Here is a 13,977-nt window from a genome sequence, read left to right on the forward strand (position 1 = left end):
GTGACCTCCCTGGACACAGCCCGCGACCTGCTGCGCGAGTTCCCCGTCGTCGACGGCCACAACGACCTGCCGTACGCGCTGCGCGAGCAGGTGCGCTACGACCTCGCCGCCCGCGACATCGCCGCCCGCCAGGACGACCACCTGCACACCGACCTGCCCCGGCTGCGCGAGGGCGGGGTCGGCGCGCAGTACTGGTCGGTCTACGTGCGCTCCGACCTGCCCGGCGCGGTGCCCGCCACGCTGGAGCAGATCGACTGCGTGCGCCGGCTCATCGAGCGGTACCCCGCCCAGCTACGGGGCGCGCTGACCGCAGCCGACATGGAGGCCGCCCGCGCCGAGGGCCGGATCGCCTCCCTCATGGGCGCGGAGGGCGGTCACTCGATCGACAACTCCCTCGGCACCCTGCGGGGCCTGTACGAGCTCGGCGTGCGCTACATGACGCTCACCCACAACGACAACGTGGACTGGGCGGACTCGGCGACCGACGAGCCGAAGGCGGGCGGCCTGACCGCGTTCGGCCGCGAGGTCGTCCGCGAGATGAACCGGCTCGGCATGCTCGTGGACCTCTCCCACGTCGCGGCGACGACCATGCGGGACGCGCTGGACGCCTCGACCGCGCCGGTGATCTTCTCGCACTCCTCCGCCCGGGCCGTCTGCGACCACCCGCGCAACGTCCCCGACGACGTCCTGGAGCGGCTGCCCGCCAACGGCGGCATGGCCATGGTGACGTTCGTGCCCAAGTTCGTGCTCCAGGCGGCGGTCGACTGGACGGTCGCGGCCGACGAGAACATGCGCGCGCACGGCTTCCACCACCTCGACACCACCGCCGAGGCGATGGCCGTGCACCGCGCCTTCCAGGAGCGCACCCCGCGCCCGGTCGCCACCGTCGCCACGGTCGCCGACCACCTCGACCACATGCGTGAGGTGGCGGGCGTCGACCACATCGGCATCGGCGGCGACTACGACGGCACCGCGTTCACCCCGGACGGCCTGAACGACGTCTCCGGCTACCCGAACCTGATCGCCGAACTGCTCGACCGCGGCTGGTCCCGGACCGACCTGGCCAAGCTGACCTGGCAGAACGCGGTGCGGGTGCTGGGCGCGGCGGAGGACGTGGCCCGGGACCTCCAGGCCACCCGAGCCCCGTCCCTCGCCACCATCGAGTCCCTGGACGGCGTCAAGGGCTGACCGCCCGGGACCCCCGGGCCGGGACGGCCCGGGGAGGAGCCGAGGACGGGCGGGCGGCACGGCCGCCCGCCCCGTCCCGCCACCCCGAACGCCCCCTTCCCGACGGTTAGCGGACCGCGGGACCGGGCGGCCGGGCGATCCGGTACAGGCGGAGACGGCTGGGCGACACGGCTCGGGCGCAGACGGTCAGGCGATCCGGCACAGGCAGAACGGATGGCCGGCCGGGTCGGCGTACACCAGGAAGTCCTTCTTCTCCCGGTCCTCCAGGTCCAGCGGACGGGCGCCCAGCGCGAGCACCCGCTCATGGGCCGCGTCGACCTCCGCCCAGGTCGCCCCCGCGTCGAAGTCCAGGTGGAACTGCTGCGAGTTCCGGTCCGCCCGGGGCCACTCCGGCGGGGTGTGGCCCTCGGCCCGCTGGAAGGCGAGCCGCGGCCCGTCCGGGACCCTCAGCACCACCCAGTCCTCGTCCTCCGGCTCCGGGGTGCCGCCGGCCACCGCCGCGTAGAAGTCGGCGAGCGCCCGCGGGTCCGGGCAGTCCAGGACGACGGAACGGAGACGGGCGACGGCGGACATGGGGACCTCCCGGAGTCAGCAGGCACAGAGACAGAACGGGTGCCCGGCCGGGTCGGCGTAAACCCGCCAGCCGCGCGAGCGGTCCTCGGGGTCCAGCGGCTTCGCCCCCAGCTCCAGCACCCCCTTCTCGGCCGCGTCCAGGTCCTCCACCACCAGGTCCAGGTGGAACTGCTGGGAGTCGTCCGGGGCGGGCCAGCGCGGCGCGACGAACCCGGACGCCCGCTGGAAGGCGAGCGCCTGCCCGCCGGGCACCTTGAGGTCGATCCAGTCGCCGTCGCCCTCGACGGCGCCGCCGAGCACCTCGGCGTAGAAGGCGGCGAGCGCGCGGGGGTCCGGGCAGTCCAGGACGACCACACCCAGCTTGGCGAGAGCCATGACTTCCTCCTCGGGGTACGGCAGCACCCGCGTTACCTTTGAATGCGGGTAACCGGTAACAGTTACCCCATGCTCACGCATGAGCGGTAACGGCCGCAACCGGATTCGGGAGGTAACTTGCACGCATGAGTGAGAGATCGCCCGCCCCCGCGGGCCTGGCGCTGGTCGAGTCCCTGGTGAACACCCTGGACATCGAGACGGGCCGCGACTCGCTCGACACCGCCGACGGCCGGGCGCGCTTCGGGCTCACCGAGCACGACCTGCCCGGCGCCCGGGCCCTGCGCGAGTCCCTGCGGGCCGTGCTGCTCGCCCACGCCGGCCACCCGCCGCACCGTGAGGTGACCCCGCTCGGCGACCTGCTCCGGCAGGCCCCGCTGCATGTCGCCGTCGACGACCACGACGGCTCCGCGCGCCTCGCGCCGGCCGACGCGGGCCCCCTGCTCTCCCGGGTCGCCGCCGCCGTCGCCGAGGCCCTGGTGGCGGGCACCTGGGCCCGGCTGAAGGCGTGCGAGGCCGACACCTGCCACTGGGCGTACTACGACCGCAGCCCCGCCGGGCGGGGCCGCTGGTGCTCGATGCAGGTGTGCGGGGCGCGCGCGAAGATGCGCCGCTACCGGGCCAAGGAGCTGTGAGGCGGCGGGGGTTCATCGGCCACGTATGTGCCCGATGGTGCAGAATGCGGGAAGACGCCGGTTCGGCCGACTGAGCCTCGGCCGAACCGGCGTCCTCGCGCCACGGGGGATCAGGCGGTCGGGCGGCCCATCGCCCGGTACGTCCAGCCGGCCCGCCGCCACAGCTCCGGGTCCAGCGCGTTGCGCCCGTCCAGGATCAGCCGCGCCGCGGCGACCTCGCCCAGCGCCGCCGGGTCCAGCTCGCGGAACTCCCGCCACTCGGTCAGGTGCAGCACCACGTCGGCCGCCCGGACCGCGTCGAGGGCCGACTCCGCGTAGCCGAGGGTCGGGAAGACCCTGCGGGCGTTCTCCATGCCCTTCGGGTCGTACACGGTCACCTGACCGCCCTGGAGGTGGATCTGCCCCGCCACGTTCAGCGCCGGCGAGTCCCGCACGTCGTCCGAGTCCGGCTTGAAGGTGGCGCCGAGCACCGCGACCCGCTTGCCGAGGAAGGGGCCGCCGCCCAGCGCCTGCCGGGCCAGCTCCACCATCTGGCCGCGCTGGCGCATGTTGATGGAGTCGATCTCCCGCAGGAAGGTCAGCGCCTGGTCGGCGCCCAGCTCACCGGCGCGCGCCATGAACGCCCGGATGTCCTTCGGCAGGCAGCCGCCGCCGAACCCGATCCCGGCACGCAGGAACTTCTTCCCGATCCGGTCGTCGTAGCCGATCGCCTCCGCCAGCTTCGCCACGTCACCGCCCGCGGCCTCGCACACCTCCGCCATCGCGTTGATGAAGGAGATCTTGGTCGCCAGGAAGGAGTTCGCCGCGGTCTTCACCAGCTCGGCGGTCGGGAAGTCGGTCACCACGAACGGCGTGCCCTCGCCGGTCGGGGTGGCGTACACCTCGCGCAGCAGCTTCTCGGCCCGCTCGCTGCGCACGCCCACCACGATCCGGTCCGGGTGCAGGGTGTCCTGCACGGCGAAGCCCTCGCGCAGGAACTCCGGGTTCCAGGCCAGCTCGGCGTCCCCGCCGGCCGGCGCGTGCTCGGCCAGGTAGGCGGCCAGCCGGTCGGCCGAGCCGACCGGAACCGTCGACTTGCCGACGACCAGGGCGGGCCCGCGCAGGTGCGGTGCGAGCGAGGCGACGGCGGCCTCGACGTACGACATGTCCGCCGCGTACTCCCCGTGCCGCTGCGGGGTGTTCACGCACACGAAGTGCACGTCGCCGAACGCCCCGACCTCCGCCCAGTCCTGGGTGAACCGCAGCCGGCCCGAGGAGCCCTCGATGCCCGCGACGTGCTTGCGCAGCAGTTCCTCCAGCCCCGGCTCGTACATCGGGGTCTCACCGCGCTCCAGCATCGCGATCTTCTCGGGCACGACGTCCAGACCCAGCACCTCGAAGCCGAGCTCGGCCATGGCCGCGGCGTGCGTGGCGCCGAGGTATCCGGTGCCGATCACGGTGATCTTCAGGCTCATGGGTGCTCCACATCGGGGGTACGTCGGGGATGCGGAGCCGAGCATAGTCGGGCCGCCCACCGGGCAAATTCCCCGCTGTCGCCAAGGTCACGTAGGCGTCCTGAGAGCCGCCCTCTAAAATTTGAGTTACTTAACGGTAATTAGCGTCAGTATCACTGCGTCTTTGGAGCGTGAGAGACCGTGGCCGGATCGGCTGACTTCGACCTGTACCGCCCGTCCGAGGAGCACGACATGCTCCGGGACGCCGTCCGTTCGCTGGTCGAGGCGAAGATCGCGCCCTACGCCGCGGCGGTCGACGAGGAGGCCCGCTTCCCGCAGGAGGCGCTGGACGCCCTCGTCGCCAACGACCTGCACGCGGTGCACGTCCCCGAGGAGTACGGCGGCGCCGGCGCCGACGCCCTCGCCACCGTCATCGTGATCGAGGAGGTGGCCCGCGCCTGCGTCTCCTCCTCCCTCATCCCCGCGGTGAACAAGCTGGGCTCGCTCCCGGTGATCCTCTCCGGCTCCGAGGAGCTGAAGAAGAAGTACCTGGGCCCGCTCGCCAAGGGCGACGCGATGTTCTCGTACTGCCTCTCCGAGCCCGAGGCCGGCTCCGACGCGGCCGGCATGAAGACGAAGGCCGTCCGCGACGGCGACCACTGGATCCTCAACGGCGTGAAGCGCTGGATCACCAACGCGGGCGTCTCCGAGTACTACACGGTCATGGCCGTCACCGACCCGGCCAAGCGCTCCAAGGGCATCTCGGCGTTCGTCGTCGAGAAGTCGGACGAGGGCGTCTCCTTCGGCGCCCCGGAGAAGAAGCTCGGCATCAAGGGCTCCCCGACCCGCGAGGTCTACTTCGACAACGTCCGCATCCCCGCCGACCGCATGATCGGCGAGGAGGGCACCGGCTTCGCCACCGCGATGAAGACGCTGGACCACACCCGCATCACCATCGCCGCCCAGGCCCTCGGCGTCGCCCAGGGCGCCCTCGACTACGCCAAGGGCTACGTCCAGGAGCGCAAGCAGTTCGGCAAGCCGATCGCCGACTTCCAGGGCATCCAGTTCATGCTCGCCGACATGGCCATGAAGATCGCCGCCGCCCGCGCCCTGACCTACCAGGCCGCGGCCGCCTCCGAGCGCGGCGACAAGGACCTCACCTTCCAGGGCGCCGCGGCCAAGTGCTACGCCTCGGACATCGCCATGGAGGTCACCACCGACGCCGTCCAGCTCCTCGGCGGCTACGGCTACACCCGTGACTACCCGGTCGAGCGCATGATGCGCGACGCGAAGATCACGCAGATCTACGAGGGCACCAACCAGGTCCAGCGCATCGTCATGGCCCGCAACCTGCCGTAGCGGTCACCGGTCGGTTCCCGGAAGGCGCCCCGCGGGGCGCCTTCCGTCGGTTCCGGGTACCTGTTCGGCGCATCGGCCGGCGGGCCTTCCGGCGGTCGCCTCCCGACCGGTCGGTCACATGCGGGGACGTGCGAGCGGGCGTAGGACGGAAGCACACGGGGTCCGTGCCGTGGTACCCCCTGCTCCGAGGAGGAGACATGACCCAGTCCGGAATGATGCCCCCCATGACCAAGCAGATGCAGGACTGCGTCGAGGCCTGCATGAACTGTCACACCATCTGCGAGGAGACCATGAGCTCCTGCCTGCAGATGGGCGGTCAGGCCCAGATGCAGATCATGCGTGCGCTCATGGACTGCTCCGAGATGACCCGTATGTGCGCCGACATGATGATGCGGCGCTCGCCGCTGGCCGCCGAGATGTGCGCGATGTGCGCCCGGGCCTGCGACATGTGCGCCGAGGCGTGTATGTCCATGCCCGACGACCCCCAGACGATGCGCTGCGCGGAGGCGTGTCGCCGCTGCGCCGAGATGTGCCGCGCCATGGCGGGCGCGAGCATGTGAGCCGTCGCCCGTGAAGCACCGGAGGGCATTCCAGGACCCGGTCCTGGAATGCCCTCCGGCGCTGTCGCCCGGGGGCTACTGCCGCAGCGCCTCCAGCGGCTCGATACGGGCCGCTCGCAGCGCCGGGTAGAGGCCCGCCAGGAGCCCCACGACGGAGCCGACGAGCGGGGCGGGCAGGACGGTGAGCGGGTCCACGATGGCGGTCCAGTCCTGGACCAGGGCGACCGTGACGACCGTGCAGACCCCGATCGCCGTCCCGATCAGCCCACCGAGGGTCCCCAGGGTGGTGGACTCGGTGAGGAACTGCGCCGCGATGTGCCGGGGACGGGCCCCCAGGGAGCGGCGCAGACCGATCTCGCCGGTGCGTTCGAGGATCGCCACCAGTGTGGTGTTGGCGATGCCGAGCGCCCCGATCACCAGGCAGATCGCGGCCAGCAGCAGGAACAGGCCGGACAGTGAGGTGTTCACGGCGTCCCGCAGGGCGTGCGGATCCGGCGGCGGGGCGGCGTGCAGCAGCCGCGGATGCTCCGGCAGCAGGGCCGTCGGAGCCTGGCGGGCGATGAGATGGGCCGCGCCGATCCGGGTCTGGATGATCATCTGGGCGGGCTGGTCGGTCGGCGGGCCGAACGCCTTGAGCGCCGTCGTGGTGGGCAGCATGACCCCCATCAGCGCCTCCGGCTTGCGTTGCGCGTCGGAGAGGATGCCGACGACCGTGTACGCGGTGTCGTTGATGAACACGACGGGCTGGTTGTCCAGCCGGGTGATCCCGAGGACGCGCGCCGCGCCGCTGCCGAGGACGCAGACCGCCTCCCCGCGCCGCTGGTGGAAGCGGTTGTAGAGCGAGCCCGCACGAAGGGTCGGCTGGATCGCCTCCAGTGCCCCGGGGGAAGCGGCGAAGACCGTCACTCCGGTGCTGGGGTTGTCGCTCGGCGGCAGCGGCTGGGTGCCCACCCGGGGGTTGTGCAGGGGTGCCCCCCACCACACTCCGGCCGCCACGACGCCGTTGAGCCGCTGGACGCGCTCGTCGGAGTCGCCGGGGAAATGGACCGCCGGTGTCTCGTCGGACTTGGGCACGACGTCGTCGACCGTCACCGTGGTGGCCCGCAGCACGTTGAACGACGCGCTGATCTGTCCGGCCGCGGTCGAGGTGAGGCCCAGCACGGCCACGAAGGCGCCGACGCCCAGGACCGTGCCGAGCATGGTGAGGACCGAGCGGCCGGGCCGCTGCACCAGGCCGGCCAGGGACTCGGCGAACATGTCGCGGACGAGCAGCCGCGACGGCGGTGCCGGAGGCGGCTGCCGGTCGCGCCCGGACCGCCGGAGCACGGCCCGGAACCGGCCCCCCGTCACGCCGCCTCCCGCCGGTCGGTGTCGGTGAGGATGCGCCCGTCGCGGATGGTCAGCACGCGCCGGGCCCGTTCGGCGACGGCGGGGTCGTGGGTGATGACCACGACGGTGAGGCCCGCCGCGTGGAGTTCTTCGAGCAGGTTCATGACGTGTGCCGAGGTCGCGGAGTCGAGGTTGCCGGTGGGCTCGTCGCAGAGGATCAGTTCGGGGCGGTTGACCAGCGCCCGTGCGATGGCGACGCGCTGGCGCTCGCCGCCGGACATGGTGGGCGGCAGGGCGTCGAGGCGGTGACCGAGACCCACGGTGCGCAGGGCCCGTACGGCGTGGTCGTTGCGGGCCCCGCGGTCGGTGGTGACGTAGAGCTGGGCGAGGGCCACGTTCTCCGTGGCCGTCCGGTGGGCCAGCAGGTGGAAGGACTGGAAGACGAAACCGACCCTGCGTCCGCGCAGCGCCGTGCGCTCGCTCTCCCGGATGGCGGAGACGTCGGTGCCGCTGAATTCGTAGCGGCCGGCCGAGGGACGGTCCAGCATGCCGATCAGGTTGAGCAGGGTGGACTTACCCGAGCCCGAGGGGCCCACGACGGCGACGAAGTCACCGCGTTCGACGTCGAGGTCGGTGGGGTGCAGGGCGTGCACGGCGACAGCGCCCGGATAGGTCTTGGCGACGCCCCGCAGCCGGATCACCGGCGGGGCGGTGGTCGGGTCGCTCACTGGCCGACCACCACGCGGTCACCGGCTTCCAGCCGTCCCGAACCGGTGGGCGTGACCTGCACCCTTCCGTCGGCGGACACGCCCACGGAGACGGACACCTTGTGCTGGGAGCCGTCGGGGCGGACCACGGTGACGCTGGTACGGGCGTCCGCGCCGGCGTTGATCGCCGCCTCGGGAACGGTGAGGACCGCGCCGGAGGTGGCGGCGGCCGTGATGGTCATCCGCACGTTCTGCCCGTCGAACCGGTTGTCCCAGGTGCCTTCGCGCGTGACCTGCACGGGCAGATAGGGGATCCCGCCGTTGGCGGGTGTGCCCGAGCCCTGCGCCGAGCCGTTGCCCGCCGGGTCGTCGGAGTTCTGCGCACCGGCCTTGTCGCCGGGGGTGACCAGCGCGCCCACCGAGGCCACGGTGCCGGTCGCGGTCAGGCCGAGCGACTCGGAGGCGATACGGATCTTCATGCCCTCCTTGACCAGTCCGCGGTAGGACGGGTCGAGGTAGCCGGAGAGCCGCAGTCCGCCGGTGGCCAGCGTGACCACTGGACCGTTCACCTTCTCGCCCACCGCAGCGGGCAGCCCGACGACCCTGACCGGCACCGAGGAGGCGAAGGCCATCTCGGAGGCCGGTACGTACGGTCCGCTCGCGCCCGTCCGGGCGCTCGGGCCGCCGGACGGGTCGGCGGCTGCGCCGGAACCGCCGGTGCCGGAGCCGCCGGTGACCGGCACCGGATAGCCCAGCCGCCGGTAGAGCGCGGTGACGGCCTTCCCGGTGGCGGTGCCGAAGGAGCCGTGCCGGTCGCCTCCGTGGTAGAGCCCGAGCCCGGCCAGCGCGTCCTGCAGCTGGGCGATGTCGTCACCGGACTCGCCGGGGAGCATGTCGCGGTAGCCGGGGATCCGGCCCGGGAGCACGTAGACGGGTCGGCCGGAGAACTCCACGAGCGGCCGGGCCGCCTGTACCGAGTCGCCGACGTGCGCCAGCTTGCGGGTGAGCACCGGTGATGAGCCGCCCGGATTGGTGCCGCCGCCGAGGGACCGGCTGTCCGCCACCGCGGTGGGGCTGATCGACAGGGTGGCCCCGCTGGTCACGTCGCCGCGCAGTACGACGGTCCGGGCCAGCCGCTCGGAGGTGACGGACGAGGTGATGACGCTGGCCTCGGGGGCACGGGTGTCCGCCGCGGCCTGGGCCGGGGACTTCACGAGCATCGCGCCGCCGAGGCCGCCGAGGGACAGCAGCACGGCCGCCGCCGCGACGGCGAGCACGGCCCGCCGACGGCGGGCCAGCGCGGAGGCGCGGGCCCCCGGGCCCGGAGTCCCGGAGCCGGGGCCGGCGGCCTGGTCGGCCGTGCCCGGGGTGCCGGGGCCGTCCGTCGCCGGGACCGGTTCGCCGTCGCCGGGACCGACCGGTGCCGAGGGCGTGGGCTGCGGTGTGGTCCGCCGGGGCTCGGCCACCGCGCTCTTCATCAGGTCTGCCATCAGCTCTCTTCCGCCGGGCCTGGTCAGGAGCCGGACGGCTTGCCGCCGGCCAGCACGGTCGCGACCCGCTTGGCCTGCCGGCGCAGTCCGTCCCGGGCCTGCTGGAGCTCTTCCGCGTGCTTCTCGATCTGTGCGTTCTGGTAGGCGCTCTCCACCGCGAACCAGACGCCGACGAGGTTGACCCGCTTGGCGCACTGCCAGTCGGCCACGGCGACGGTGATCTCCTGGGAGGTGGCCGTCGGCACGTCCCAGCGATCGTCGCCCGCGGCGTCGAACGTCTTCTTGTAGTTGGTGTAGCCCTGGGCGCTCATGCACTTCTTCCAGGCGGTCTGGGCCGCGATGACGCGGGGGTCAAGCTGCGAGTACTCGAAGGAGTGCGCCCGGATCTGCTCGGCCACCGGGGAGTGCCCGGCGCGCTGCTCCTCGTCGCCGCCGGTCAGGGCGCGGTCCGATTCGGCGACACAGCCGCCCTTGGGCAGGCGCCGGCCGTGATAGGTCGTGACGGGCCCCTGGGGGGAGGTCGCCGTCAGGACCGTGCGCACCTCCTGTGAGGGAGGGGTGCCCAGGTGCTTGGGCAGGCCGCGCGGGTCGTTCTGCGTCATGTGGAAGCCGAACTCCCGTGCCACCTGGGAGGATTCGGGCACGCCGTAGCGACGTGAGTTCTTGCTGAAGTTGGGCAGTCGCGCCTCGGTGGGCGTGTACCTCAGCCCGTAGCGGCTGACGCAGCGCTGTTCCAGCGTGATCATGGCGTCGGTCGTCTGCAGCAGGTCGCGCCCGGCCGGCATGTAGGCGTCCACGGGCAGGACGAGGTCCGCGGTGTCGGTCATGCGCGGGATCGACCCGACGCCGGGCACCTTGGAGACGGTCGGCTTCGGTGTCTTCGCCTCCTCCTGCGAGGAGTGCGAGCAGCCCGCGAGGAGGCCGGCGACGGCGGCGGCGCAGAGAAGTCCGGCGCCTCGCCGGGCAGCGTTGATCGTCATGTCTGTCTCACGTAGAACGGCCCTCGCTGCCGTTCCGTGGACGGAACGGCAGCGAGGGAGTGGGAATCAGGCAACCTTCGGGGGCCGCTCAGGTCAGCCGACGCCGATGCCGACCTCGGTGGAGGCGTTGTTGTTCCAGGTGTAGGACAGCTGGCCGCCCTCGCCGTCGTAGGACCAGTCGTAGTTGCCGTTGTAGCCGCTGTTGTACCAAACGGTGCCACCGCGGTTCTCGTAGTACTCCGACTCCATGGCGGTCGCGTTGTTCTTCACGGCCTGGCCGGAGCCGGTGCCGCTGCCGCTCTTGAAGGTGTAGCCGGCCAGGTTGGAGACGCTGCCGTCCCTGCCCCAGATCGCGCCCGAGCCGTCGTGGACGTAGAACAGGCACAGCGGCTGGTAGTTGCCGCCACCGAGCACCGAGTTGCCACAGCGACCGGTCGAGTTGCCGCTGGAGTGGTGGCTGCTTGCCTGAGCGGGCACGGCGAGACCGAGCACCGCGGCACCGGCTACGGCGGCGGTGAAGAGCTTGGTCTGGATGCGCACGAGGGCTCCTTGATGTCATGTCATGTGAAGTGAGGGCAACCCGAGTTGACGCGTCAGTCGATCATGTTTGTCGATGCGCCGTCAAACTTCTTTTCATGAAGGAGCGTTGACCGCCGTGTGGCCATAGTTTGCTCTTGCCATGACAATCGCGATGCGCCATGATCTCTCGGTCGATCAAATGATCGAACGGGGAGAGTGACGGGGGACAGGCGATGACTGGGCGCATGCTGCGCGACCACGGAAGCTGACCACCGCGGCTCTCGCACCACCGATTCCCGACTCCGGTCCGCCGACGCGACCCTGTGTGTGCCGTCGGCCGTACCGGCATGCCCAGGAGTAGACATGAATGTGAAGAAGAGGGCTCTGGCCCGTGTCGGCGTGCTGGCCGGCGGCGTCGCCCTGTCGCTCGTCGCCGCGACCGGCGGGGCGCAGGCCTACACGAACGACGGCACCAGCCCGGCGTCCACCGGCTGCGCCAACGACGGCACCACGGTCGCCTCCGCGCCCATGAAGAACAGCGCCGGCACCCACGGCACCATCGAGCTGCGCTACAGCCTGACCTGTCACACCGCCTGGGCCCGGCTGACCCTCGACTACACCCAGGGCGCGTGCGGCAACGCCTCGGCCGGTTACGCCTGCGCGGCGGCGACCGTCACCCGCAACAACGACGGCCGCACGTACAGCTGCACCATCACCCAGGGCCAGACCCAGTGCTACACCCCGCAGGTGTACGACAAGGGCATGACGTCCTACGCCAAGGGTTACATCGACATCGTCTCCGGTGAGATGCAGATCCGTACCACCGCGTACTGATCAGCCCTTCGCATCCCGCGTCCGGGGCCGCGACTCCTCAAGGAGTCGCGGCCCCGCCGCCGTTCACCAGGTGAAGCCCTTCTGGATGGCCATGCAGGCGTCCTTCTTGTCACCGTGCAGCACCGCCGCCGAGGTGGGCGCCGCCGTCGGCTCGGCCGCCGCCTTGTAGGCGTCGCCGGAGCGCCAGTCGGCACCGACGACCAGGGTGACGCCCGAGACGTCGGTCGACTTGCGCACCTGCTTCAGCGGCACACCGAGTGCCTTGGCCACCGCCTGGGCGTCGCCTTCGAGATCGGCGCTGGGGTAGAGCAGGGTGGTCTTGGCCTCCACCGCGGCCGTGGCGTCCTTGGCGGCCTCGGTGAACCCCTTGCCCTGCAGGACCTGGGCGATCACGCCGGCGCGCTGCGGGACCGGGGCCTGTCCGTCGGCTCCGGTGCCGTTGCGGACCTGCACCGCGATCCGGTCGTCCGGGGCGGCGGGATCCTTCGACTTCTGCTCGGTCCTGTGCTTCGCGCCGCGCCCGTCCAGCGGAGCGTCGTCGCGCACCATGGACAGGAGCTGCTCGGCGTCCTGCGGGTCGGGCACCAGGCGGTTGTGGTTCTGCGACCACTGCACGGTGGGCAGCGTCGTCATCGTGATCCGCTTGGTGGGGACCTTCTTGAACTCCTCCGACAGGTCGTACAGCTTCTTGATCGTCCCCAGGCTCTCGTCGACCTGGAGCGCCTTCGTCGCCGTCTCCGCCAGGCTGCGCATCTTGCCGGGGTTGCTCAGCGTGGCGTTCTCGCGGAGCTGGCGCACCATCGCGTTCATGTACATGTGCTGGGCGTGGGTGCGGCCGAGGTCGGTGCCGTCCTCGAAGCCGTAGCGCGTGCGCAACCACTGCAGGGCCTGCTGGCCCTCGACGTAGGTGGTGCCCTTCTTCAGCTTCAGGCCCGAGCCGTGGCCGTCGGAGGTGTGCGACCAGACGTTCTGCTGCACACAGACCGGGACGCCGCCGATGGCGTCCGCCATGTCCACCACGCCGGAGAAGTCGACCATCATGAAGTGGTCGATGTGGATCTTGGTGAGGTGCTGCCAGGTGGCGACCGTGCAACCGGGGCCGCCACGGCCCAGCGAGTCGTTCGCCATGACCAACGTGCTCGCCGGGTACACATGCCCGGTGTGCGGGTCGGTGCACTTGGGGATCGGGATCATCGTGTCGCGGGGGAGGCTGACCACGGACATGTTGCTGCGGTCGGCCGACACGTGCACCAGCATCTGCACGTCCGCCAGCGGCGGGCGGCCCACGTCCGCCTTGGAACCGCCGAGCTTGAGGTCCTTGGCGGTGTTCCGGCTGTCCGAGCCGATCAGCAGGACGTTCAGCGGCGTCTGGCCCGCCGCGTTCGGGGTCGCCTGCGGCACGTCGGAGTCGCCCAGGTTCAGCTTGTCCTTCTTGATGTTGGCGTTGAGGTGCTCGTAATAGAGGTAGCCCGCACCGGCGGTGCCGAGTATGACGACCGACAGCGTCAACGCCGACCAGCGCAGTATGCGTCGCTTGGGCCGCGGCGGCGCCTGGTCGGTGCGGCGCCGATGACCGCTGGTGCGCCGGCGGCCGCCCGCGACCTCCGCCTCGCTCTCCGCCTCGGGTCGGCGGGCGCGCCGAGCGCGCGGTACCACCCCTTCGTCGTCCACGCTGCTGCGCGTCATCTCCAGCCCTCCCGCCCTCGGCACCCATACCGCGGCTTCGTTGCGCGCCCGTCCCCCTCCGGGGAGGCCTGCGGCGCCCTGTCGGTTCTCTCTCGACCGTGTGCACGTCTTGCCGGGCACCAGGCCGAAGCGCGGGGTCGGCCCCGGGAGTTCCCGTGGCGCTGCCTCGCTCCTGCGCTCAGTTAGACGCAGAACAAAGCCCTGACGTCACGAGAAGCAATCAAACTTCGTCGGCCGGGGAATGCCCGGCGGCGGACGGCGCCTTCGCCGGCCGGTGGGCGGAACGCCCGAATCGGAGATGTCGACCCGGAC

The 13,977-nt window shown here is 71.7% G+C and carries 14 protein-coding genes; 5 read left to right on the forward strand and 9 right to left on the reverse strand.

Annotated features, from left to right (window positions below; all coding sequences use genetic code 11):
- Window positions 1-1,188 carry a dipeptidase gene (locus PV343_RS23525; protein ID WP_319148927.1) on the forward strand — a complete coding sequence of 396 codons (1,188 nt, stop codon included), beginning with the start codon at window positions 1-3 and terminating at the stop codon, window positions 1,186-1,188.
- 186 nt (window positions 1,189-1,374) lie between these two features.
- Here the strand turns inward: PV343_RS23525 and PV343_RS23530 are convergent, their stop codons facing one another.
- Window positions 1,375-1,761: a VOC family protein gene (locus PV343_RS23530; RefSeq protein WP_319148928.1), complete on the reverse strand. Its 387-nt coding sequence runs from the start codon at window positions 1,759-1,761 to the stop codon at window positions 1,375-1,377.
- 15 nt (window positions 1,762-1,776) lie between these two features.
- The gene (locus tag PV343_RS23535; protein ID WP_319148929.1) at window positions 1,777-2,136 is read right to left on the reverse strand and encodes a VOC family protein; all 360 of its coding nucleotides are present in this window, start codon (window positions 2,134-2,136) and stop codon (window positions 1,777-1,779) included.
- 125 nt (window positions 2,137-2,261) lie between these two features.
- Here PV343_RS23535 and PV343_RS23540 point away from each other — a divergent pair, with 125 nt between their 5' ends.
- Window positions 2,262-2,768 (forward strand): CGNR zinc finger domain-containing protein, encoded by a 507-nt coding sequence (locus PV343_RS23540; protein ID WP_319148930.1) that lies wholly within the window; start codon window positions 2,262-2,264, stop codon window positions 2,766-2,768.
- Window positions 2,769-2,878: 110 nt separating this feature from the next.
- On the opposite strand, the gene PV343_RS23545 is transcribed toward PV343_RS23540, so the two are convergent.
- A complete protein-coding gene (locus PV343_RS23545) occupies window positions 2,879-4,222 on the reverse strand; it encodes a UDP-glucose dehydrogenase family protein (RefSeq protein ID WP_319148931.1) in 1,344 nt (447 codons plus the stop codon).
- A 180-nt stretch (window positions 4,223-4,402) separates the two neighbouring features.
- On the opposite strand from PV343_RS23545, the gene PV343_RS23550 reads away from it, so the two are divergent.
- Together PV343_RS23550 and PV343_RS23555 are read left to right on the forward strand one after the other, a co-directional pair.
- On the forward strand, window positions 4,403-5,560 hold the full coding sequence (locus PV343_RS23550) for an acyl-CoA dehydrogenase (protein ID WP_319148932.1): 1,158 nt from the start codon (window positions 4,403-4,405) through the stop codon (window positions 5,558-5,560).
- Window positions 5,561-5,757: 197 nt separating this feature from the next.
- Window positions 5,758-6,120 (forward strand): four-helix bundle copper-binding protein, encoded by a 363-nt coding sequence (locus PV343_RS23555; RefSeq protein ID WP_020940453.1) that lies wholly within the window; start codon window positions 5,758-5,760, stop codon window positions 6,118-6,120.
- 75 nt (window positions 6,121-6,195) lie between these two features.
- Here the strand turns inward: PV343_RS23555 and PV343_RS23560 are convergent, their stop codons facing one another.
- The 5 genes from PV343_RS23560 to PV343_RS23580 all read right to left on the reverse strand — a co-directional run bounded on the left by PV343_RS23560 (window position 6,196) and on the right by PV343_RS23580 (window position 11,166).
- Window positions 6,196-7,470 carry an ABC transporter permease gene (locus PV343_RS23560; RefSeq protein ID WP_319148933.1) on the reverse strand — a complete coding sequence of 425 codons (1,275 nt, stop codon included), beginning with the start codon at window positions 7,468-7,470 and terminating at the stop codon, window positions 6,196-6,198.
- Complete coding sequence (locus PV343_RS23565; protein ID WP_319148934.1) at window positions 7,467-8,177, reverse strand: ABC transporter ATP-binding protein; 711 nt, start codon at window positions 8,175-8,177, stop codon at window positions 7,467-7,469. The genes PV343_RS23560 and PV343_RS23565 overlap by 4 nt, the downstream gene beginning before the upstream one ends.
- Window positions 8,174-9,646, reverse strand: a complete 1,473-nt coding sequence (locus tag PV343_RS23570) for a peptidoglycan-binding protein (protein ID WP_319148935.1) — start codon at window positions 9,644-9,646, stop codon at window positions 8,174-8,176. Before PV343_RS23570 ends, PV343_RS23565 begins: the two co-directional genes overlap by 4 nt.
- Before the next feature lie 23 nt (window positions 9,647-9,669).
- A complete protein-coding gene (locus PV343_RS23575) occupies window positions 9,670-10,626 on the reverse strand; it encodes a hypothetical protein (protein WP_319148936.1) in 957 nt (318 codons plus the stop codon).
- A gap of 93 nt (window positions 10,627-10,719) precedes the next feature.
- Window positions 10,720-11,166: a hypothetical protein gene (locus PV343_RS23580; RefSeq protein WP_319148937.1), complete on the reverse strand. Its 447-nt coding sequence runs from the start codon at window positions 11,164-11,166 to the stop codon at window positions 10,720-10,722.
- Window positions 11,167-11,508: 342 nt separating this feature from the next.
- On the opposite strand from PV343_RS23580, the gene PV343_RS23585 reads away from it, so the two are divergent.
- A complete protein-coding gene (locus tag PV343_RS23585; protein WP_319148938.1) occupies window positions 11,509-11,979 on the forward strand; it encodes a DUF2690 domain-containing protein in 471 nt (156 codons plus the stop codon).
- A gap of 63 nt (window positions 11,980-12,042) precedes the next feature.
- Here PV343_RS23585 and PV343_RS23590 read toward each other — a convergent pair whose 3' ends face one another.
- A complete protein-coding gene (locus PV343_RS23590) occupies window positions 12,043-13,665 on the reverse strand; it encodes an LCP family protein (protein WP_319148939.1) in 1,623 nt (540 codons plus the stop codon).
- Window positions 13,666-13,977 lie beyond the last annotated feature (312 nt).

Origin of the sequence: Streptomyces sp. WI03-4A (assembly GCF_033792105.1) — a bacterium.
GTDB classification, from domain to species: Bacteria; Actinomycetota; Actinomycetes; order Streptomycetales; family Streptomycetaceae; genus Streptomyces; species Streptomyces collinus_A.